The sequence below is a fragment of the Enhygromyxa salina genome, from assembly GCF_000737335.2.
Taxonomy (GTDB): Bacteria; Myxococcota_A; Polyangia; order Nannocystales; family Nannocystaceae; genus Plesiocystis; species Plesiocystis salina_C.
The window spans coordinates 12,594-33,854 of the sequence record NZ_JMCC02000079.1 but is presented as its reverse complement, the minus strand read 5'-3'; the positions used below and the strand labels follow the sequence as shown (position 1 = coordinate 33,854).

16 protein-coding genes are annotated in these 21,261 nt (G+C 67.9%); 10 read left to right on the top strand and 6 right to left on the bottom strand.

From position 1 onward, the window contains the following. Positions 1-5: 5 nt before the first annotated feature. The gene (locus tag DB30_RS27395) at positions 6-1,685 is read right to left on the bottom strand and encodes an amidohydrolase (protein WP_052554301.1); all 1,680 of its coding nucleotides are present in this window, start codon (positions 1,683-1,685) and stop codon (positions 6-8) included. A gap of 64 nt (positions 1,686-1,749) precedes the next feature. On the opposite strand from DB30_RS27395, the gene DB30_RS27390 reads away from it, so the two are divergent. The 5 genes from DB30_RS27390 (at position 1,750) to DB30_RS27370 (ending at position 9,526) form a co-directional block, all read left to right on the top strand. Beyond that, a complete protein-coding gene (locus DB30_RS27390) occupies positions 1,750-2,505 on the top strand; it encodes a 16S rRNA (uracil(1498)-N(3))-methyltransferase (protein WP_052554296.1) in 756 nt (251 codons plus the stop codon). 9 nt (positions 2,506-2,514) lie between these two features. Next, the gene (locus DB30_RS27385; RefSeq protein ID WP_052554294.1) at positions 2,515-3,087 is read left to right on the top strand and encodes a hypothetical protein; all 573 of its coding nucleotides are present in this window, start codon (positions 2,515-2,517) and stop codon (positions 3,085-3,087) included. 227 nt (positions 3,088-3,314) lie between these two features. After that, the gene (locus tag DB30_RS27380; RefSeq protein WP_165703977.1) at positions 3,315-7,094 is read left to right on the top strand and encodes an ATP-binding protein; all 3,780 of its coding nucleotides are present in this window, start codon (positions 3,315-3,317) and stop codon (positions 7,092-7,094) included. 10 nt (positions 7,095-7,104) lie between these two features. Then, a complete protein-coding gene (locus DB30_RS27375) occupies positions 7,105-7,992 on the top strand; it encodes an SdiA-regulated/phytase-like domain-containing protein (protein WP_052554289.1) in 888 nt (295 codons plus the stop codon). A gap of 223 nt (positions 7,993-8,215) precedes the next feature. Further along, complete coding sequence (locus DB30_RS27370; RefSeq protein ID WP_146660850.1) at positions 8,216-9,526, top strand: PQQ-dependent sugar dehydrogenase; 1,311 nt, start codon at positions 8,216-8,218, stop codon at positions 9,524-9,526. Between the two features lie 39 nt (positions 9,527-9,565). Here DB30_RS27370 and DB30_RS27365 read toward each other — a convergent pair whose 3' ends face one another. Beyond that, the gene (locus DB30_RS27365) at positions 9,566-9,946 is read right to left on the bottom strand and encodes a hypothetical protein (protein WP_052554287.1); all 381 of its coding nucleotides are present in this window, start codon (positions 9,944-9,946) and stop codon (positions 9,566-9,568) included. Between the two features lie 533 nt (positions 9,947-10,479). Between DB30_RS27365 and DB30_RS27360 the strand changes: the two genes are divergently transcribed. The 4 genes from DB30_RS27360 to DB30_RS27345 all read left to right on the top strand — a co-directional run bounded on the left by DB30_RS27360 (position 10,480) and on the right by DB30_RS27345 (position 17,159). After that, a complete protein-coding gene (locus tag DB30_RS27360) occupies positions 10,480-11,538 on the top strand; it encodes a hypothetical protein (RefSeq protein WP_165703976.1) in 1,059 nt (352 codons plus the stop codon). Between the two features lie 215 nt (positions 11,539-11,753). Beyond that, complete coding sequence (locus tag DB30_RS27355; RefSeq protein WP_153258419.1) at positions 11,754-12,389, top strand: hypothetical protein; 636 nt, start codon at positions 11,754-11,756, stop codon at positions 12,387-12,389. A 324-nt stretch (positions 12,390-12,713) separates the two neighbouring features. After that, positions 12,714-16,478 (top strand): hydantoinase B/oxoprolinase family protein, encoded by a 3,765-nt coding sequence (locus DB30_RS27350; RefSeq protein ID WP_052554320.1) that lies wholly within the window; start codon positions 12,714-12,716, stop codon positions 16,476-16,478. 117 nt (positions 16,479-16,595) lie between these two features. Then, the gene (locus DB30_RS27345) at positions 16,596-17,159 is read left to right on the top strand and encodes a hypothetical protein (protein ID WP_052554280.1); all 564 of its coding nucleotides are present in this window, start codon (positions 16,596-16,598) and stop codon (positions 17,157-17,159) included. 28 nt (positions 17,160-17,187) lie between these two features. Here the strand turns inward: DB30_RS27345 and DB30_RS27340 are convergent, their stop codons facing one another. From DB30_RS27340 to DB30_RS27325, 4 genes are all read right to left on the bottom strand, one after another. Then, positions 17,188-17,802 (bottom strand): DUF3105 domain-containing protein, encoded by a 615-nt coding sequence (locus DB30_RS27340; RefSeq protein WP_052554279.1) that lies wholly within the window; start codon positions 17,800-17,802, stop codon positions 17,188-17,190. A 260-nt stretch (positions 17,803-18,062) separates the two neighbouring features. Continuing rightward, on the bottom strand, positions 18,063-18,695 hold the full coding sequence (locus DB30_RS27335; protein WP_052554277.1) for a sigma-70 family RNA polymerase sigma factor: 633 nt from the start codon (positions 18,693-18,695) through the stop codon (positions 18,063-18,065). A gap of 5 nt (positions 18,696-18,700) precedes the next feature. Further along, positions 18,701-19,231 carry an ArsI/CadI family heavy metal resistance metalloenzyme gene (locus DB30_RS27330; protein ID WP_146660846.1) on the bottom strand — a complete coding sequence of 177 codons (531 nt, stop codon included), beginning with the start codon at positions 19,229-19,231 and terminating at the stop codon, positions 18,701-18,703. Positions 19,232-19,306: 75 nt separating this feature from the next. Continuing rightward, entirely contained in the window at positions 19,307-20,203 is an 897-nt protein-coding gene (locus DB30_RS27325) for a haloalkane dehalogenase (RefSeq protein WP_052554273.1), read from the bottom strand. Positions 20,204-20,307: 104 nt separating this feature from the next. Between DB30_RS27325 and DB30_RS27320 the strand changes: the two genes are divergently transcribed. Then, the gene (locus DB30_RS27320) at positions 20,308-21,216 is read left to right on the top strand and encodes a class I SAM-dependent methyltransferase (RefSeq protein WP_052554271.1); all 909 of its coding nucleotides are present in this window, start codon (positions 20,308-20,310) and stop codon (positions 21,214-21,216) included. The last annotated feature ends 45 nt before the right edge of the window (positions 21,217-21,261 follow it).

Genomic DNA, 21,261 nt, shown 5'->3' with positions numbered 1-21,261 from the left:
AGCGTTCAGCCCTCGAAGGTCAGCGCGCCGTCGATCATGGTCGCGTGGACCTCGAGCTCGGGCAGCGCCTGGGGCTGCACGGTGTATGGATCGCCGCGCAGGCAGGTGAGGTCGGCCCGGTAGCCCGGCGCGATCATGCCAAGGTGGTCGTCGCGGTGAGCCGCAAACGCGGCGCCGTGGGTGAATCCGTCGATCGCTTGGGCGATGCTCAGGCGCTGATCCGGAAGCCAGCCGCCGCTGGGTTGGCCGCTTGGATCTTGGCGGGTGACGGCGGCGTAGAGCCCCAGCAGCGGCGAGGGTCGCTCGACCGGAAAGTCGCTGCCCAACGCCAAGCGCACGCCCGCATTCAGCATGCGTTGCCACGCGTAGGCGCCCGCGAGCCGGTCCTCGCCGAGCCGCGCCGGCGCCCACGGCATGTCGCTGGTCGCGTGGGTTGGCTGCATGCTGGCGATCAAGCCGAGCTCCGCCATGCGCGGGATTTCTGCGAGGTCGAGCACCTGGGCATGCTCGACGCGCAGGCGGTGCTCGGGCGTTGGCCTGGCACCCAGCGCGGTCGCGTAGGCGTTGATGATCGTGCGATTTCCAAGGTCACCGATCGCGTGCGAGGCGACCTGAAATCCGCGCTCGAGGATCGCGCTGACGAGCGCGGCGAACTGCTGAGGTTCGTGCATGAGCGCGCCGCTGTGGTCGGGGCGATCCGCGTAGGGCTTGATCAACGCGGCGCCGCGGCTGCCGAGCGCCCCGTCCACGTACAGCTTCACGCCGGCGAGGGCATAGCGATCGCTCGGGGCCACGCGCGCGCGGGTGAGCCCGTTCAGGCCAGCGGTCCACCAGCTCTCGCTGGCGTAGCCGTGGACCCGCAGCGGCAGCGCGTGGTTGGCCGCCAGCTTGGTGAACGCGGCGTGGGCGACGGAGTCGAGGCCCATCTCGTGGACGCCGGTGAGCCCGAGCGAGGCGGCGTGACTGCACGCGGCCGCCAACCAGCGCTCGATGTCGGCGGGGCTTGGGGCCGGGACCGGGACCACGTCCATGGCCGCGTCGATCAGCACCCCGGTCGCCGCGCTCGCGTTTGTGGGGTCGCGCAGGATCTCGCCGCCCTCGGGGTTGGGGGTGCCGGCGACGATGCCGGTCAGCTGCATGACCACGCTGTTGGCCCAGCCAGCGTGGCCGTCGACTCGCCGCAGCCACACTGGGCGATCGGGGAACGCGGCGTCGAGCTGGGCCGCGCTCGGCATCGCGCCACCCCACAGGTTCTGATCCCAGCCGCGACCCAAGATCCAGCCCGAAGCCGGGGCCTGCTCGCGGAGCCGCGCGAGGATCTCGTCGATCGAGGTGGCGCCGCGCAGGTCGACGATCTCGGCGGTCTGACCGAGCCCAAGCAGGTGCGCGTGCGCGTCGGTCAGGCCTGGGATGACCGTGCTGTCGCGCCAGTCGAGCACCTGATCGGCCCCACGCTGCTCGAGCTCCGCGAAGCTCGCGACCGCGAGGATCGCTCCGTCGCGGATCAGCATGCCCTCGGCGCGCGGCTGGGCCGGGTTGTTGGTGTGGATGTTGGCGCGGATCAGCTGGGTCGGGCCAGCTCCCGGGCGCGGGCCAGACTCTGGGCGCGGGCCTTCGGTGGTCCTTCGGCAGCCAAGCAGGCCCGCGCAGGCCAGGGATCCAAGCAGGCGCCTGCGAGAGAGCATGGCGAATACTACCAGCGCTGGACCGGATCACGTCGGTCGCCCAGACTCGCCCCGGGAGCCTCGCGTGAACCTGATCGTGATCGAGCCAGAGGACTTCGTGGCCGCCGACCGCGTGCGGTTGATCGACCGGCGCCTGGTCCATGCTCGCAAGCACTTGCGCCTCGCGGCAGGTGATCGGGTGCGCGTGGGTCTGGTCGACGAGGCGCGCGGTGACGGGGAAGCTGCGGCGGCCAACTTGGGCCACGGCGAGGTGCTGCGCTGTGATCACGAGGCGCTCGAGCTGCGCGTCGAGCTTGGCTCGCGGCCGCCTGCGCCCTCGCTGGTGACCCTGGCGATCGCGCTGCCGCGTCCGCACACCCTCGAGAAAGTGCTGCAGCAGGGCACGGCGCTCGGCGTCAAGCGCTTCATCTTCTTTCACAGCCGTCGGGTCGAGAAGAGCTACTGGGGGGCGTCGGCGATCGAGCCCGCTGCCGTGCGGCGGCAGCTGCTGTTGGGCCTCGAGCAGTGCGTTGACACGGTGGTTCCGCAGGTCGAGCTGCACCCGCGCTTCTTGCCCTTCGTGGAGGATCGCCTGGTCGCGCTGCGCGAGCGGGGGCCGGTGTTGGTCGCCGACCCCGAGGGCCCGCGGCCATGTCCGCGCGCGGTCGCGGGTCCGCTGTGTCTGGTGCTTGGGCCCGAGGGCGGATTCGTGCCGTTCGAGCGCGCGCGCTTGTTGGCGCTCGGGCACGAGCTCGTCAGCCTTGGGCCCCGGATCTTGCGAGTCGAGACCGCCGCGATCGCGTTGCTCGCCCGGCTCGCGCCGGACCGTGTGGGCGAGTAGGGTCAGCCGGTGCAGCGAGAGATCCCAATGGTCAGGTCGAGCAAGTTGGTGACGAGTCGCTTGGTCGTGGTGATCAGCCTGACGCTTGGCCTTGCGCTGCCATCGGGGGTCGCCGCGGCGCCGCCAAATCAGGAGCCAGCGGAGGGGCCAGCGGAGGGGCCAGCGGAGGGGCCCGCGGTCACACCCGAACTCGTCCCGCCCCCCGCGATACCAACGCCGATCGCGGTCGCGCCGGCCAACTACCGCATGGTCCTCGCAGGCGACATCGTGATTGGGCTCGGTGGCGCGGCGCTCATCGCGATGGGCGTCGGACTGGGACTGCGCGCGGATGCAGTCACCCAGCGCCAAGCGCTGAGCGTGGGGTCCGAGCCAGATCTCGCCGCGATCGCGCGTCAGGAACAGCGAATGCGGGCAGGCACAATTACGGGGCTCACGGGCGGCGCCGCGGCCGGGGCTTTGTTTGTGACCGGCATAACATTGGTCGCGCTCGGCTACGCGCGCGAGCGCAGGCGGCGGGAAGCGCTACCCACCGCGATGTTGGGGCCCGAGGGTGTGGGCCTGCGTTGGTCGCTGCGGTTCTGACGAAGTGTTCGCGGCGCACCCGGTGCCAGATCGCGGTCATGGCGACCGCTCACCCACGCGCGGACGAAACGATTGGATCGCTCGCGCCTGTGCCGCGATAGCCCGATGCAGTGGGGCATGATTACCCAATTGCGATTCACCGCACACGCGCGATTCTCAACGGCGGGCAAATGCACACAGTCGTCGGCGCCGACATCGCGAGGATCGCAGTCGCCAGTTCTGGCATCATGTTCGCGGTGTCGCTCGAGTGGATAGCCAACCGTTTTCGCGTGCTCGAAGAGCTCGGTCACGGCGGGATGGGGACGGTGTATCGCGTCCAAGACACACTCGGTGACGAGCGGCACCTCGCGCTCAAGACCTTTCGCTCCGACGTCCCGATCACACCCGAGCGCCGCTTGCGGTTCCGCGAAGAGTTTCGGGCCATGGCGCGACTGCGGCACCCGAACACCGTCGAGGTCTACGACTGCGGCTTCTTGGATGGGCAGACCGAATACCTGACCATGGAATTGGTCCCCGGGCGCGAGCTGTCACAGATGCTGGTGAGCGGTGGCCTCGAGTTCCAGACTATCTACGCGCTGACCTTGCAGCTGCTGCTGGCGCTCGAGTTCATTCACTCGCGGCTCTACGTTCATCGCGACATCAAGCCCTCGAACCTGCGCGTGCGCGACGACGGCACGCTCAAGGTGATGGACTTCGGCCTGATGGAGTGGCTGGGCAGCCGATCCACGCTCAGCGCGATCGGGACCGCGGCCTACATGGCACCCGAGGCCGTCGTGGGCGGCGCGCTGGACACCAGCGCGGATCTGTACTCGGTCGGGTGCGTGCTGTTCGAGATGACGACGGGGCGTCCGCCGTTTCTGGGCACCACCAGCGAGACCCTGCGCGCACACATCAACGAGACCCCAGCGTCGCTTCGCCAGTATCGCAGCGACGCCCCGCCCGAGCTCGAGGCGATCGTGCGCCGGCTGCTGGCCAAGGATGTCCACGAGCGCTATGCGTCGGCGGCCGAGGTCGCTGACGACGTCGCGCGCCTCGCTGGGGCCCACCACATCCGTGAAAACCTGGCCCGCAACACGAGCTATCTGATCAGCGATCTGATGGTGGGTCGCGAGCGGGAGTTCGCCCACCTCGAGCAGCTCGCGGCCGACGCTGCGCGGGGCCAGGCGCGCTCGCTGTTCATCGGTGGGCCGGCCGGCGTCGGCAAGTCGCGGCTCATGCAAGAGACGCTGATCCAGGCCAAGCTCCGCGGCGCGCAGGTCGTGCACGTGCAGTGCAAGCCCAGCACGGGCCCGTATGAGTCGTTCGCGACCGCGCTGCGGCCGTTGCTCTCGCTGTCGGCGCCCGATCAGTTCTCGCGGCACCTCTCGGTCAGCAATCGGCTCGATGGCGCCGCCTCGCACGGCAGCGAACCTGGACACGGTCCCGACGACTCGAGCCCAAGCTTTGACAAGCACGAGCTCGCGGCCGACGTCACCAGCTGGCTGCTCGCGGTCGCGGCCAAGACCCCGATGGTGTTGGCGATCGAGGATCTGCAGTGGTGTGATCTTCCCAGCCTCGATCTGCTCAACCACTGTCTTCGCCACATGCGGTCGAGTCGGGTGCTGTGCGTGGCGACCTTGCGCAGCGACGAGGCTTCGCTCGACAGCCCCTTGTGGTTCACCGTCCAGGACGGGCAGACCGAGCACCTCGAGCTCGAGGCGTTTGACAAGGGCCAGGTTCGGCGGCTGGTCGAGTCGATGCTGCACGAGCTGCGGGTCACCGATGCATTCATCGAGGCGCTGTTTCACGCGACCGCTGGCAACGCGTTCTTCGTGACCGAGGTGATGCGCGATCTGATGGAGCAGGGCGTGTTGGTCGCGACAGAGGCGGGCTGGTCGCTGCCGACCAACTGGGAGCCACGCTCGCTGCCCAACAGCATCGACGTGGTCGTGCTCGAGCGGCTTGGTCGCTTGAGCCAGAGCGCGCTCGAGCTCGCCCGGGTCGCCGCGGTGCTTGGGAGCTCGCTCGACCGCGAGTCCTTGTTGGCGCTCAGCGGCGTCGACGAAGACCGGCTGTTTGGTGATGTCGAAGCGCTGACCGAGCGGTGGTTCCTGACCCGCGAGGATCGCCGCTACGTGTTTCCCCACGAACGCGTGCGCGAGGTCCTGTACGACGACATCCCCGCCGCCGCCCGCCAAGATCTCCACCGGCGCTGCGGTGAGTATCTCGAGCGACGCCACGCCGACCAGCTCGACGCGCAGCTGGCCGCGCTGGCCTATCACTTCACCCGGGGTGGGGCGCCCGGCAAGGCGCTCGAGTACACGCTGCGGGCCGGCGACGCGGCCAAGCGCTCGGGCGCCGAGTCACTGGCGATCGAGTACTGGAGCCGCGCCCTCGAGCTGCTGGAGACCGACAGCCCCGACGGCCCCAACCGGGCGGACGCGGACGCGCTGGCGTTCGATCTGTCCGCCCGGATCGCCGAGAACGCGCTGGTGCTGTGGCCAAGCATGGCCTTCGCCGCGGCCGCGCGCTGCCGCGAGGCGCTGGAGTCCCGGGGCAACATCGACAAGGTCTGCGCGCTGCTCAAGAAAGTCGTCGCGGGGTTCGGGCGGCTGCCCGCGTCGGCGCGGGACAGGGCGATCGCCAACATGACCAAGCCGCAGCCCTATCGGCACCAGCGCGCGCCGTCGCGGCGGCGACTTCGGCTGCCGCCGCCGATCTCCAGCTGGGCCCCCAAGGTGCTCGAGAGCTACGTGCTGGGTTGTGTCGCCGCCGGCATGGCTGGTGAGCCCGCGCGGGGCTTGCCGCTTGGCGAGCGCGCGCTGGGGCTGCTGCCGTTCAAGCGGACCCCGCTCGAGGGCGCGATGGCGACGGCGCTGGCTGGGTGTCTGCAGGCCGCGGGTCACTTGGACGCGATGGGCGACGTGCTGGTTCGCGCTCGGAAATTCTTGTTCAACACCGATCTGAGCGGCAACAGCGTGGCCATGTCGGCGCGGGTCGGCGCGGCGGTGTTCTCGAATTGCATGGTGTTCCAGGGGCGCCGCTTTGACCCCCAGATGGTCGAGTACGGCCTGTGGGCAGTCGACGCGATCCAAAAGCCCGACTTCTACAATCAGGTCTGGGCGTCCCCATGCTTGTGGTACGCGTGGACAGGCCGGCAAGAACAAGCGGAGGAGCTGCTCGCGCGCATCGCTGGCAACTGCCGAAAGATCGGCAGCCCGCCGTATCCGTGGGCGCTGTACCTTCGGCCCTACTTGGCCTGGCAGCAGGGGGCGTTCGACGAGGCCCAGGCGTTGGTTGGCAGCGCGCTTCGCTATCCGCAGATCGATCGCATGATGCTCGCGCGCGAGTACGCCTGCGTGCTCGAGGGCCACATCCACCTGGCGATGGACGAGTTTGACCAGGCCCACGCGAGCTTCGCCGCGGTCGAGCATCGGGCCCGCAAGGTGGGTATGGATCTGGTCGTGTTGCTGGCGCTCAACGGGCGGGCCGAGCTGCTGACCCGGCTTGGTGAGTTCGAGCTGGCCCGCGCGGCGCTCGATCAGGTGCTCGCGGGGACGGCCAGCGGCCCGACGCGCAATCCGCTGCAGCACGCGATCGCAACCCGTCTGTCTGCTGATCTGTTGATTCGAACGGGCGAGTTTACGGCGGCCGAGGCCGCGCTGCGGCGGGCGACCAGCATCCTGTCAACTCCCGAGCAGGACAATCGGATCGAGCAAGGTCGGCTGTTGCGCGGCGCGGCCGAGCTGGCTCTGGCCCGCGGTGACGCGCCCGAGGCCCTCGCGGCGTTGGTCCGGGCCGAGGCCTGCTTTGGCGCGCTTGGAAACAAGTATATGGTGCGGGTGACCCACGCGCGTCGAATCTCGGCCGGGCTTGCGAGCGAGCGAGATCCGGCAACCCAGACGCCGATGCCGGATCAGCACCAATCCACGCCCGATGCCGACACAGCGGACATCAAGAATGAGACTCTCGTTGACGAGCGCACGACCTCACCCCAGGTCTTGCTGTCGGCCAGCGAAGTCGGTTGAGGGGTGGCTGATGCGTCGTCGCTGGATTGGCGTGGTCGCCCTGCTTGGCTGCTCCCCGCCCTCGCCAACCGGGGTCGCGCTGGATCGCACGATTCGCGAGCCGTCGGGTGTGACGACGAGCCCAACCTACCCAGGCGTGCTGTGGACCCACGGCGACTCTGGGGCCGGCAACTGGCTGTTTGCGATCAACCCCCAGGGCCACGTGCTCAGGCGTCTGCGGGTCAAGGGCACGATCAACGTCGACTGGGAGGACATCACCCACGATGACCGCGGCAATCTGTGGTTGGGCGACATCGGCAACGGCGACTCGGGCCGGCGGGACCTGTCGGTCCACCGGATCCCCGAGCCCGATCCCCACGCAGATCTACGCGAGGTCCACGTCGATCGCAGCGTCGACTACTACTTTCCGGAGCAGACCCAGTTTGGCAACAAGCTGAGCGACTACGACAGCGAGGCGCTGCTGTGGTGGCGCGGGCAGCTGTTGCTGCTGACCAAGCACCGCAGCGACGACCGCACGCGGCTGTATCGGTTTCCCAGCCTCGAGGCTGAAGAGGTCGCGCTCGAGCGCCTTGCGAGCTTTGACCTTGGCCCGCACTTGGGCCCGGCGCTGCAAAAGTGGTCGGGCCAGGTGACCGCGGCTGAGCTCGCGTCCGAGGGGCCCTACGCTGGCCGGTACTGGGCGATGCTCAGCTACGACGGGGTGTTCGTGTTTGCGGTCCCCGACTCGGGCGAAGCCGCTGAGCTGTTCGATGAGCTGGTCAGCTGGATCGCGTTCGATTCGGCGGTCACGGGACAGGTAGAGGCGCTGACCTGGGACGGCGAGGCGCTGCTGGTGATCAACGAGGCGCGGGCCGTGTTTCGCATCGAGGAACCGCTCACACGCACGCGCTACCCGTGAGTGGTGGTCGCAGGCCACTGCCGCGGAGGCAACAGTAGCCGCTCGCGGGCTCGAGATCGCGGCGTCTTGCGCTCGGCCAGCGTTGGGTCTGGCGATTCTCCATGTCGAGCGTTTGTGTGGCATGTCGGTTGCAGCATCACCGCAACACTCGATGTTATCCATCATGGGCAATTCCATCTATTTTGTTAACTCGAATGTATGTTTACTCGTTGCTGTAGGGCTGATGAGCGGAGGGTGCAGCGTTGGATGCAGCGAGCACCCGAACGACGCATTCGTCGCGGCGGTCAGCCTAGACCCTGTCGCCGATGGGCTCACGGCGCCCGTGGCCTTGGTCCCAGTCCCCGACCAAACCGGGCGTCTATTCGTCGTTGAGCAGACGGGGGCCATCCGTATCATCGACGCTGACGGGGAGCTGCGCCCCGAGCCATTCTTGGACATCAGCGCCAAGCTCGTCGATCTCGACGAGGGCTACGACGAGCGAGGTCTGCTCGGTCTGGCCTTTCACCCCAACTACACTCACAACGGCCAATTCTACGTGTACTACAGCGCGCCGCTGCGAGCCAACGGCCCCACAGGGTTCGATCACACCAGCCGCGTGGCGATGTATCGGGTGGGTCAAGACAACGCCAACCTCGCCGATCCAAGCGTCGAGAGCCTGGTGTTGCAGGTCGACCAGCCCCAGAGCAACCACAACGGCGGCCAGATCACCTTTGGCCCAGACGGATACCTCTATATTCCGTTGGGTGACGGCGGTGGCGCCGACGACACCGGGCTTGGCCATGTTCAGGACTGGTACGAGCCCAACGAAGGCGGGAACGGGCAGGACATCACGCACAACCTGCTGGGCTCGATCCTGCGCGTGGACGTGGATGGCGGACAGCCGTACGCGATTCCACCCGACAACCCCTTCGTGGACACGGCGGACGTCGCGGGCGAGATCTGGGCCTATGGACTGCGCAACCCCTTCGGCATCTCGTTCGACACTGGCGGCAGCCATCAGCTGTTCGTGGGTGATGTTGGGCAAGATCGCTGGGAAGAAGTCGACATCGTCGTCGCTGGCGGAAACTACGGTTGGAACGTCAAGGAAGGCACGCACTGCTTCAGCACCGCGCAGCCCAACAAGTCGCTCGACGCGTGCCCAGACACCGACAACCGCGGCGAGCCGCTCGTCGAGCCGATCCTCGAGTACCGGAACGCCAACCAGGGCGTGGGCCAGGGGATCGCGGTGATGGGTGGGCACGTCTATCGCGGCGCAGCGCTCGAGGGGTTTCAAGGCCGCTATGTGTTTGCAGACTTCTCGAAGGGCTGGGCCCCAGGTGACGGCTCGCTCTTGCTCGGCTCGCCGCCCACCGCGGGTGACGGGGCCTGGACGCTGCAGCCGGTCGAGATCCGCAATCGCGACAATGGCCGCGTTGGCGCGTACGTGCGCGGGCTTGGGCGGGACCACGCTGGCGAGCTGTACCTGCTGACCGCAGACAGCCTTGGCCCAGGCAAGGCCACGGGCAAGGTCTACCGGCTGCGGTCGGGCAGCTGAGCGCCGGGCGACAATGGCCGCGTTGGCTTGGGTGGGCGCTCACCAGCCGCAGAGGTTGCCTGCCGGCAGCGACCCGCCCTTGGTTCCAGCCTGGAACCCCGAGCTGGTGAGGCAGGTCAGGGAATACCAGACCCCCCCTTGATTCTTTCGGTACTCGTCGCAGTTGGCTCCGCTCCATCCCTGCGGCGCGACGAACGACTCGCGCCAATAGTTGGGGGAGTCAAACCAGATGGTGCAGAGCTTCAGGTTGCCGTTGTCCCCGGCAGGCGGGGCGAGATCGTCGAGCACGGCGCCAGGCACCTGCTGTTGGGGGTTGAGCGCGTCGGCCATCATGAGATCCTCGGCCCGCTCCATGTCTTCCGCGTCCAGGTCGACGAAGCCAAGGCCACCGCATCCGCAGAGCAGAGCGACCGCGACCATCGAACATGCAGACCGTAGTGGACTCTTGCTGTTGACGTGCATCTGTAACCTCCTATGACAGCGGTGCGATATCACCGCGTCGTGGATTCATACAATGTCCCCGCTTCCGCAATCGTCAACCCGAACTAATTGCAAGCGCCTGCCCCCGGCTCGAAGTGTGCCGCCATGCCATCGCGCGCGCGCATGGATACGCGAGTCCAAGCTGCGCAGTCAACACTAATTCCATGTGTGAAGCGCGCTCCACTGCGTGCCATCTTCAGGGAACAATCGCGCGCTTCTCGGCGCTTTTGTCATGACATTGAATGCCCCTATTGCGCGGCGTAGCTCAGGCCACTCGGGTTTCATCCAAGCGGGACCTGGCGCACCGCTGGACCACGCGTGTTCGCGTTTTGAGGATTATACTGCTACTTCAAGGGCTCAGCATGTTGGAACTCATCATGTCGGAACTCACCATGTCGATTCGCCGATCATTCACCCTCCCTCTCGCCGTCCTCGCGCTCGTCGCGTGCTCCACCGAGGATCCTGACTCCGACATGTCTTCGATGACGGGCGTCGGCACGGGCCTCGACACCAGCATGCGCGCGACGGACAGCCACACCCAAGACGCTGGCTCTGACCCTGACGCTGACTCGGGCGGTGGTCAGGACAACGGCGATCCGGGCGAGGACGACTCGGGCCTCCCCAAGCTCGATGTCCTGCCGTCAGACACGGGTGTCGACGACGGCGGCGCTCATGGCCAAGGCTGCGACTATGTCGATCTGTTGTTCGTGATCGATAACTCGAAGTCCATGGATGTCTACCAGGCGGCGCTCGGGCTGGCGTTCCCCCAGTTCGCCCACACGCTGGCCGCCGCGCTCCCGCCGGGAACCAACGTCCACGTCGGGGTCACCAGCTCCGAGATGGGACACGCCGGGTCGGGCTCAACCAGCGAGTTCAACGGCGAGTGCACGTTCACGGGCGACGGGATGCCAAGCGACAACTTCTATATCACGCCGGATCAGCAGAACACTGGCACGAACGGCGCCCAGGGCCGGTTGTTCGATCCCGGTAATGGAACCTACTACTTCGAGTTTGACACCGACGATGTCGCGGCGGTCGCCGAGCTCGAGAGCTGGTTCGCGAGCGCCTCGGCGATTGGCACTGGCGGCTCGAACATCGAGATGACGTCCGCGCCGGCCGGCTGGGCCATGGATCCCTCCAATAGCGCGACAAACGCAGGCTTCTTGCGCGACGCGGGCGCGGTGTTGCTGGTCTTCTTCATGACCGATGAGCCCGATCAGACCCCGCAAGTCATCGACAACATGCCCGGCGGCCTGGCGATGCTCGATAAGGTGGCCGCGGCCAAGGCCGGCTGCGGTGGGCTGGACTGCGTGCTCGGTGGTGGCTTCTTGGTCGAGACGGCGTGCAACGCCCAGGGCAACCTTCCCATTGACGACTTCCTGCAAGGCCTGCCCGAGGCCGCCGCAGTCGCGCCGCTGCCAAGCGAGAAGCTGCCACCCGCGCAGGCCGCCAGCGAGATGAACGCGCTGCTCGCTGACACCCTCGCCGACGTGATCGCCGCAAAGTGTGACGAGATCGCGCCGGTCGGGTGAGACGGCGCCCCCCGCAGATCGGCGTATTGCTGCATCTCGCGGGGGGTGTATTGCCTGCATCCAGGGCCGCGCGAGCATTGGCGCGAACATTGGCGCGAACATTGGCGAGATAGCCTATGAACTCGTCGCCACTGTGTCGCCGCTGCGTCGCGGTTATGCCTTTGGTTGAATGCACTATTCACGCAGGGTCGGGGCAGAGCTAATCTGCCTCCACCATGAAACGGACACATCTCACAGGATTGGCGATCTCCCTGATACTCTGCGGTAGCGCGCTTGGCTGCGATAGCAGTGAAGAGTACGAGGAGTATCTGTTGATGCGCGGGGACAATGACGTTGACCTCGACGCGGATCTCGAGGGGGATCTCGACGCTGACGTCAACGCCGACGTCGAAGCCGACGCCGACGCTGACGCCGAGGCTGACGCTGACGCTGACGCTGAGGCTGACGCCGACGCCGACGCACAGGCCGACGCCGAGGCCGACTCACAGGCTGACGCCGACGCCGACGCCGACGCCGAGTCCACGCCCGAGGCCACGGTTGACTTCGACACCGAGGTCAACTTCGAGCTCGACGTCGAGGGCGGGGACGACTCGGAGATCGACATCAAGATCGACTCTGAGGTCAACATCGACTCCGAAGTCGACATCGACTCCGAGGTTGACGCCGACGCCGACTCCGACTCCGACGCGGACTCCGACGCCGACTCGGACGCCGACGCTGACGCTGACTCCGACGCCGACGCCGACTCCGACGCCGACGCCGACTCCGACGCCGACTCCGACGCCGACTCGGACCTCGACTCGGACCTCGACTCGGACCTCGACTCCGACGTTGATATCGACGTCAAGTAGTGCTGCAAGGCCAGCACTATGCAACCGACGCGATCACGATAGGTGGTGCGAAACCTCCGATGGCATTCACGAAGATGAGGTCCAAGGAGCTTGGTAGCCGCTCGAGGCCGAGACCATTGAGGTCTCGGCCTCGACATCGTGGCGGCGACCTCGACTCGAGGACGGCCGCGCGGCGGTGTCGTCGACGGGCACCCCCTAAAGTCGCGTCGTCAGGTGGGTCTGGGGTCCGGCTGGGGTCCGGCATCGGACTTCCGGTCGGAGCTTCGATTCCACGGGACCCGACCCGCACCCCGAAGTCCGCACCGGGTTATGCTGCCCCCGAGCATGGTCGCGCCGCAGCAAGGCTGGGAATTTTGGATCGATCGCGGCGGGACCTTCACCGACGTGGTCGCGCGGGATCCAAGCGGGTCGCTGCGGACGCACAAGCTGCTCTCGGAGCACCCCGAGCAGTACGCCGACGCTGCGCTCGAGGGCATCCGGGTGTTGCTTGGGCTCGAGCGGGGGCAGGCGTTGCCCGCGGAGTTGATCCGCGCCGTCAAGATGGGCACCACCGTCGCGACCAACGCGCTGCTCGAGCGCCAGGGCGCGCGCACGCTGTTGGCGATCAACGCCGGCTTTCGCGACGCGCTGCGGATTGGCTACCAGCATCGCCCGCGCTTGTTCGATCGACAGATCGTGCTGCCTAGCATGCTCTACGAGCAGATCGCGGAGATCGACGCCCGCGTCGACGCGCACGGCCTGGTGTTGCAGCCGCTCGACCCCGCGCAGATCCGGGCTGCGCTCGCGCCCGCCCGCGCGCTCGGGATCGAGGCGATAGCGATCGTGCTCATGCACGGCTGGCGGTTTCCGGCCCACGAACAGGCAGTCGCCAAGATCGCGCGCGAGCTCGGGTTCTCGCAGGTCAGCGTCAGCCACCAGGTCAGCCCGCTCGCCAAGCTGATCGGCCGCGGCGACACGACCGTGGTCGACGCCTATCTGTCGCCGATCTTGCGCGGCTATGTCGGTCGCGTGGCCAAGGCGCTCGGCGACGTGCCTCTGCAGTTCATGCAGTCGAGCGGGGGGCTGACCGACGCGACGCGCTTCGCTGGCAAGGACGCGATCTTGTCGGGCCCAGCCGGCGGCATCGTCGGCGCCGTGGTCACCAGCGCCAGCGCAGGCTTTGACGCGATCATTGGGTTCGACATGGGCGGGACCTCGACCGACGTCGCGCACTACGCGGGCCGGCTCGAGCGCAGCTTCGAGTCCGAGGTCGCGGGCGTGCGCGTGCGGGCGCCGATGCTCGAGGTCCACACGGTCGCGGCTGGCGGTGGCTCGATCTGTCGGGTCGAGCACGGGCGGTACCGGGTTGGGCCAGCCTCGGCGGGCGCGGATCCGGGGCCGGCCTGCTACCGCCGCGGCGGCCCGCTGACGGTGACCGACTGCAACGTGATGCTCGGCAAGATCCAGCCGCAGCTATTTCCACGCGTGTTCGGTCCCAGCGCAGATCAGCCGATCGACGTCGCGCGCACCCACGCGCTGTTCAGTGAGCTCGCCGAAGCGCTCGCGCAGACCCCCGTGGACCCGCAGGGGTCCCCGGAGCTCGCCACCCACCGAAGCCCCGTCGAGGTCGCCGAGGGCTTCATCGAGATCGCCGTCGCCAACATGGCTGACGCGATCAAGAAGATCTCGAGCGCGCGCGGCCACGACCTAAACGATCACGCGTTGTGCTGCTTCGGCGGCGCAGGGGGCCAGCACGCCTGCTTGGTCGCCGACGCGCTGGGCATGCGCACGGTGCTGATACATCCGTTCGCGGGGGTGCTCTCTGCCTACGGGATGGGGCTCGCCGATGTCCGGGCGCTGCGCGAGCGCTCGCTTGGCGTCGAGCTCGAGCCGGGCGCGCTCGCGGACGCCGACGCGCAGCTCGATGAGCTGGTGGGTCTCGCGGTCGCCGAGCTGCGCGCCCAGGCGATCGCTGCCGAACAGATCGAGCAGCTGTGTGGGGCGCAGCTGCGCTACGCGGGCAGCGATCGTCCGCTGCCGATCACCTGGATCCGTGGCCCAGACACACACGCGCGCGTTCAGCAGATGCGCGCCCAATTCGAGCTCGAGCACCGCGAGCGCTACGGCTTTGATCTCCCGGGGGATGCGGTCGTGGTCGATGCGCTCACGGCTGAGGCTGTCGCGTCCGGGTCAGATACTGGGCCAGGCACTGGGCCAGACACTGGCTCAGACACCGCGGGGATCGTCGCCCACGCCGAGCGCCCCACGCCGATCAGCCACGTCGCCGTGCGCATGGCCGGCGAGACCCGCGACACACCGGTCTACGAGCGCGAGCGACTCGCTCTGGGGGCCAGCGTGAGCGGGCCGGCGATCATCGCCGAGCCAACAGGAACCACGATCGTCGAGCCCGGCTGGGCGGCGGTGGTGCGCGACACGGGGCACTTGGTGTTGACGCGTGCGCAGCCCCGCGCGGACCAGAGCCCCAGCGACGAGACCGAGCTCGAGCGCCCCGATCCCGTGCGCCTCGAGCTGTTCAACAACCTGTATGGATCGATCGCCGAGCAGATGGGCGCGACGCTGTGCAACACCGCGCACTCGGTCAACATCAAGGAGCGGCTCGACTTTTCGTGCGCGGTGTTCGACGCCGAAGGTCAGCTGATCGCCAACGCCCCGCACATGCCCGTGCACCTTGGCTCGATGGGCGCGAGCGTGCGCGCCGTGATCCGCAGCCGCGCCAACGGGCAGCACAGCGATCGGGGCATCCAGCCGGGCGACAGCTTCGCCGTCAACGCGCCCTACAACGGCGGCACCCACCTGCCCGACGTCACCGTGATCACGCCCGTGTTCATGCCTGGGTCCGGCGAGGCCCGGGGCTCGAGCGGTGATGCCGGGCCGGTGTTCTTCGTCGCCAGCCGTGGTCACCACGCCGACATCGGCGGCAAGACGCCGGGCTCGATGCCCGCGGACAGCCGCCACGTCGACGAGGAGGGCGTGCTGTTCGACGACTTCTTGCTGGTCGAGCGGGGCCAGCTGCGGCGCGAGGCGGTCCGCGAGCGGCTCGCGAGCGGTCGCTGGCCCGCCCGCGATCCCAGCCAGAACCTCGCGGATCTCGAGGCCCAGCTGGCCGCCAACCACCAGGGCGTCAACGAGCTGCGCCGCTTGGTCCAGCGCTGGACCCTGCCGATCGTGCGGGCCTACATGCGCCACGTCCGGGCCAACGCCGCCAGCTCGGTCCGCGCCGCGATCCGCCAGCTCACCCGCGACCATGCCCACGAGCGGCGGTTCGAGTACGGCATGGACGACGGCAGCGTGATCGTCGTCCACGTGCGGCTAGACGCGGACACCGGCAGCTGTCGGGTCGACTTCACGGGCACCAGCGCGCAGCGGCCCAACAATTTCAACGCACCCTACGCCGTGTGTCAGGCGGCGGTGCTCTACGTGTTTCGGACCTTGGTCGACGCCGAGATCCCCATGAACGAGGGCTGCCTCGATCCCATCGAGCTGATCGTCCCGGCCGGCTGCATGCTGCGCCCAAGCTACCCAGCCGCGGTCGTGGCCGGGAACGTCGAGACCTCGCAGGCGGTCGTGGACGCGCTCTACGGCGCGCTGGGGGTGATGGCGGCCGCCCAGGGCACGATGAACAACCTGACCTTCGGCAACGCCCGCCACCAGTACTACGAGACGGTGTGCGGGGGCTCGGGCGCGGGTCCTGGGTTCGACGGCACCGACGCGGTCCACACCCACATGACCAACTCGCGGCTGACGGATCCCGAGATCCTCGAGCAGCGGTTTCCGGTCGTGCTCGAGCGCTTCGAGATCCGTCGGGGATCCGGGGGCCGGGGGACCTGGCGCGGCGGCGATGGGGTGCGGCGTCGGCTTCGCTTTGGCGAGGCGATGGAGCTGGTGATCCTCGCCAACCGGCGGGAGATCCCACCCTACGGCGTGGCGGGGGGCGAGCCGGGGGCGGTGGGGCGCAACTGGATCGAGCGAGCGGACGGCAGCGTGGTCGAGCTCGCGGCGACCGACTCGGCGCGCGTCGAGGCTGGCGACGCGTTCGTGCTCGAGACGCCGGGCGGTGGCGGTTGGGGGCCGGCGCGCGAAATCGAATAGGCTGTGGTCTTTGGGCCAGTCGAAGCCGTGTCGGTCACCAGCTTTTGCGGCCGGAAAAGCCAAGAACTGATCTCTGGGTCGATGTTCAGTGAGATCATTTTGTGGTGTAGTCAGCCCATGGATGACCACGGGAACAACGAGGACCGACCTCCCTTGTACCCGAGCGCCCGCAGCTCGGCGCGCATGGGTCTGGGCCAAGCCGACATCATCGCCCCCGGCCTGATCCACTGTCGCCTCGCGGGCCACGTTCGGGCCGAGCACATCCAGCCGGTGCTCGACGCGGGCGACGAGCAGATCCGGGCGGGCTTCCGGGTCCTGATCGTCATCGACGCCGATGATGTGCACGCTTGGAAGAGCGAGGTCCGCAAGATCTTCCAGGCCTGGCTGGTCGAGCACGCCGCGTGCGTCGAGAAGGCCTGGGTCATGTACCGCTCGCCGGTCGTCAAGATGGGCTTGAGCTTGATGAACGCAGAGACCAACGGGCTGGTGATCGGCTTCGAGGATCCCGACTCGTTTGACGAGGCCGTCGCCGCGGCGACCCGGCGCGCCCGCGCGGGTCACTCGAAGCTGTCCAACGAACCGGTCGCCTCCGAAGTGCAGCTGACCAGCGAGGCCCAGGCCAGCCTGCGGCGCTTGCTGGGTGACCATGGGCTCGAGAAGATCGGCGTTCGCTCGATCTGACACCCCGGGTCCGAAGACGGCCCCCGGCTCAGGGCACGTTCTCGGGGGCGTGGTTGAAGTGCTGGTCGACGAAGCACAGCAGCTCGTCGAGGACGGGGGTGTCGAACTCGTGCACCCAGGTCCACGATACGGCGGCGAAGGGCGGCCCATCGAGCAGCGGATCTTCGGTGATCAGGATTCGGCTGTCCGTCCGCATGTCGAGGACCATGCGCAGCGTGTCGAGCTCGGCGTCGCAGCCATCGGGGCAGTTGTAGACCAGCACGATCCCGCCGTGCTCCATGTTGTGGACCCAATTGCCGCGCGGCACCGGGGTGTCGTGCTCGCCCCACTTCTCCCAGGTTGGGTAGTGGTCGCCCGAGTGCGGCGGATTGTTGCCCCAGTCGATGGCGCTGTCCTGGTCGACGTGGATGCCGCCTTCGCTGCAAAAGCCCTCGCCGATGATCGCAGGGCAGGCCTCGACCGTGGTGGTCTCGGCGGTGTTGCAGACGTCGCCGTCGCCGTCGCCGGTTGTGTCTTCGGGGGCAGTGGACTGGGTGCTGTTCGACTCGCCCGTGCCCGTGTCGGCGAGGTCGTCGCCGATGCACGCCCACGCGCAGCACGACAGCCCGGCGAGAAGACAAGCTTGCAGGTTCGTGCGCAGCATGAGGTCTTATATGCCGGGCAGACCGTCATCGGCAAATACGCAGGCAAAGTTCGGGAGGCAGCTGAACGTGCCCATGTCGGCGTTGAGCGAGAGCTCATCGTTGGCAGTTCAGTTGCCGAAGTTCCGGATGTTGTTGTTGCCGACGGTGCTCCGGTAGGGGGCAACGAGCAGCTCGATGTTGTCATGGTATTGGCCGCCGAGCGGATCGTCGTAGGTCATGATGACGCAGCCATTGCCCTGCGAGCCGAGCGGCGATCAGCTCACGGCTTGGGCGGGCCAGGCTTGCAGGTTGTTGGGGTGCAACCGCAGGGCGAGCTGGTGCGCGGGGCAAAGTCCGTGACGCGGCCGCGCACGTCGAGCTCGACGGCGCAACAAGCCAACAGATCCGCGTGAAGCTGCTCCCTGCCGCGCTGGACCCGTGACTTGAGCGTGGAGTAGGGCAGCCCGAGGGCCGCGGCGGCCTCGCGCTGCGAGAGCCCGCGCAGCTCCGTGAGCTCGAGGGCTTCGCGGTAGTGCGCGGGCAGCTTGTGGATCTGGGATCGCAGCCAGCTCCCGAGCACCCGCGGTGCGTCGCTGTTGGGCTCGGGCGGCGGCTCGGCCAGCTCGGCTGGCTCCGGCAGCGGGTCCGATGGCCGCGCGCGCCTGAAGTGATCGACGAGCACGTTGCGAGCGATCCGGTACGCCCAAGCCTCGAGCCGATCGTCTTCGCGCAGCTGCTCACGCCGCTCGTGCATGCGCAGCAACACGTCTTGGACCAGGTCGGCGCGCAGCTGCGGGTCGCTGACCCGCGCGCGAAAGAAGCGGTGCAGGACCTCGTCGAGATGCCGCCAGTGCGCACTTGCGGGCGCACTGGCGTCGCTGGGGTCGAGCGTTGGGTGTTCGGACTGGCTCATCTAGCTCACGTGCAGCAGGTTGGCGGGCAGCAGCTTGGCTCGGATTCGTTCCCGGCCTTGGCTTGCTCGCTGGCCCCGCCCGCTTGCCCAACGGGCGGCAGCGCTTGGCTGGCTTGACTGTGCTCGGGGATGTCCGCTTGGGTGACCACGAAGACCTCCCATTGGTTGCCGTCGGGATCGGCGAACCAGACCTTGTCCTGGATCGCGTAGCAGCAACCCACGCCCTCTTCGGTGCGCGCGTCGATGTTTGCTCGGGCCATCGCTTGGCGTCGCTCGAGCACCGCGGCGGTCGACTTGACCTGGATCCCGAAGTGCGCGGGCATGTGCTGTTTGGGGGAATCTGGGCTGTAGTTGAGGGTGAGGTTCAGCGGCGGCTCGAGCACCTCGAACTTCGCGTAGCCGTCGCGGACTTTGGTTGGTTGAAGATTGAACAGCTGCTCGTAGAAGGCTTGGGACTGCGCGACGTCGCGGCAAGCAAGCGCAATGTGCGCTCGGGTCTGGGTGGGGAATTCGATGGCTGTGGTGCGGTGTTCCATGGCCTGGCTGACGTGGTCGCGGCTGCGCGGACGCAAAAAACCTCGAGCTGGTAGAAAATGGGCGTTCGGCGGGCCCTACACCGCAAACGCCTGCAAGGCCGCGCGCGCGACCTGGTCGCCAGACTCCTGCACGAAGTGGCCCTGATCCGCCAGCATCAGCGGCGCCGGGCACCCACGGATCAGGTTGCGCATCATGGCCATGACCGGCGGGCCGAGGACCGGATCTTGCTCGCCAACGGCCATGAAGGTGGGGCCGCTCCACTTCGTGGACCAAAAGATCGCCGCTTGTTGGGCCACGCGAGCGCCGTCCATGTCCGGCGAGATCGGCACCAACGCGGGAAACCGCCGAACGCCAGCCTTGTAGCTGACGTCTGGAAACGGCGCGCCGTAGGCCGCGGCGGTCGCCTCGCTCGCACCCGGGATCGCTCGCCGCATCAAGCCGGACACGTCGAAGTTGGGGGTCCTCTCCACATAGGCGAGCCAGTCCATGAAGCCCTTGCCAGGGTGGGTGCCAACCGCCAACGCCGTGTTCATGATCAACAGTCGCGCGATCAGATCCGGGTGCGTGACCGGCAGCGTCAGCCCCAAGACGCCACCCCAGTCCTGGCAGACCAAGGTCACCCGCGACAGCTGCATGGCCTCGATGAACGCGGTCATCGTGCCGTGGTGGAAATCCCAGGTGTAGACCGCGTCGTCAGTTGGCTTGTCCGAGCGCCCGAAGCCGAACCAGTCGGGGGCTAGCACGCGGTGCCCGGCGTCCACGAACACCGGGATCATCTTGCGATACAGGTAGGACCAACTGGGCTGACCGTGAAGGCACAGCACGACGTGACCGTCGCGGGGACCCTCGTCGACGTAGGCCAGCCGCAGGCCCTCGTAGCCTGGCAGGTCTTCGAGGTAGTGCGGTGCGTAGGGCCACTCGGGGAGCCCGTCAAAGCGATCATCTGGCGTTCGTTTGGAGTCGATGGCCATCGGGGGAGTATAGGTTGCCGCAGGCCGAGCGGGGGGGACCGTGGTCACGAACCGCCCCCATCCGGACCAGGCGTCAGACCCACAGTGCCCGTATACTCCGGCCGATGTCGGCGAGCAGCACCGCGCGAGGCCAAGACCCAGACCAAGGCCAAGAGTACGACAAGATCGGTCCAACCGCCCACGTCACCGCCTACGCCTGGTATCAGCTCGGCCTGCCCTACAGCCACCTGTTTGCCACCCGAGAGGGCGCGATGATGTACTGGGCCTTTCGCGCCGCGACCGAGCCGGCGATCCGGGCGTTCAAAATTCCGTCGCTGCTCGACTATCTCGAGTTCCGACATCGCATGCTCGACACCCAGCTCGATGCGATGGCGCCCGATCGGATCATCGAGCTCGGGGCTGGGCTCTCGCACCGCGGCGTCACGTGGGCGCTGGATCGTGGCGTCCGCTACACAGAGATCGATCTGCCCCACATGAGCGCGGCCAAGCGGGGCATGCTGGACAAGGCGCCCGGGCGGGTTCGCCTGGCGCTGCATAACGGCACCCTCGAGCTGCGCAGCACCAACATCCTCGCGCCCAGCTTCGCCGATGAATTCGCCGAGCTGGTCGCGGGCGCCGAGCGTCCGGTGGTGGTCAGCGAGGGGATGCTCGACTACTTCGAGCTATCCGATCGCGAGACGCTGCTGCACAACCTCGCGGCCGGGTTTCGCAAGGCTGGCGTGGCGGGTCACTACCTCACGGACCTGCAGCGGGGGGATCGCGAGCGCAAGGCTGGGACGGCGGCCAAGGTCACGCGTCAGGCGATCAAGCTGGCGACCCGGGGCCAGGCGGTGGCGAAGCCGTTTCGCAACCTCGAGCACGTCGATCGGGTGTTTGCGCTGGCGGGCTTCGACGCGGGCGCCGAGCTCGCTCCCAAGTTGCTCGCCGAGCGTGAGCCCCGGCTGCGGCGGCTGCGTTCGCCGACCACGATCTGGCTGGCGAGCGTCAACGCCCGCACGGACGCGCCCGCCTAGGTGGCTCCGTGGTTGGCTCCGCGGGCCTGCACCTGGCACCATGCG

Excerpts from the sequence above, each read along its gene's own strand:
- DB30_RS27395 (WP_052554301.1), bottom strand. The coding sequence starts at position 1,685 with ATGCTCTCTCGCAGGCGCCTGCTTGGATCCCTGGCCTGCGCGGGCCTG.
- DB30_RS27380 (WP_165703977.1), top strand. The coding sequence starts at position 3,315 with ATGTTCGCGGTGTCGCTCGAGTGGATAGCCAACCGTTTTCGCGTGCTC.
- DB30_RS27375 (WP_052554289.1), top strand. The coding sequence starts at position 7,105 with ATGCGTCGTCGCTGGATTGGCGTGGTCGCCCTGCTTGGCTGCTCCCCG.
- DB30_RS27370 (WP_146660850.1), top strand. The coding sequence starts at position 8,216 with ATGAGCGGAGGGTGCAGCGTTGGATGCAGCGAGCACCCGAACGACGCA.
- DB30_RS27365 (WP_052554287.1), bottom strand. The coding sequence starts at position 9,946 with ATGGTCGCGGTCGCTCTGCTCTGCGGATGCGGTGGCCTTGGCTTCGTC.
- DB30_RS27360 (WP_165703976.1), top strand. The coding sequence starts at position 10,480 with ATGTCTTCGATGACGGGCGTCGGCACGGGCCTCGACACCAGCATGCGC.
- DB30_RS27355 (WP_153258419.1), top strand. The coding sequence starts at position 11,754 with ATGAAACGGACACATCTCACAGGATTGGCGATCTCCCTGATACTCTGC.
- DB30_RS27350 (WP_052554320.1), top strand. The coding sequence starts at position 12,714 with ATGGTCGCGCCGCAGCAAGGCTGGGAATTTTGGATCGATCGCGGCGGG.
- DB30_RS27345 (WP_052554280.1), top strand. The coding sequence starts at position 16,596 with ATGGATGACCACGGGAACAACGAGGACCGACCTCCCTTGTACCCGAGC.
- DB30_RS27340 (WP_052554279.1), bottom strand. The coding sequence starts at position 17,802 with ATGCTGCGCACGAACCTGCAAGCTTGTCTTCTCGCCGGGCTGTCGTGC.
- DB30_RS27335 (WP_052554277.1), bottom strand. The coding sequence starts at position 18,695 with ATGAGCCAGTCCGAACACCCAACGCTCGACCCCAGCGACGCCAGTGCG.
- DB30_RS27330 (WP_146660846.1), bottom strand. The coding sequence starts at position 19,231 with ATGGAACACCGCACCACAGCCATCGAATTCCCCACCCAGACCCGAGCG.
- DB30_RS27325 (WP_052554273.1), bottom strand. The coding sequence starts at position 20,203 with ATGGCCATCGACTCCAAACGAACGCCAGATGATCGCTTTGACGGGCTC.
- DB30_RS27320 (WP_052554271.1), top strand. The coding sequence starts at position 20,308 with ATGTCGGCGAGCAGCACCGCGCGAGGCCAAGACCCAGACCAAGGCCAA.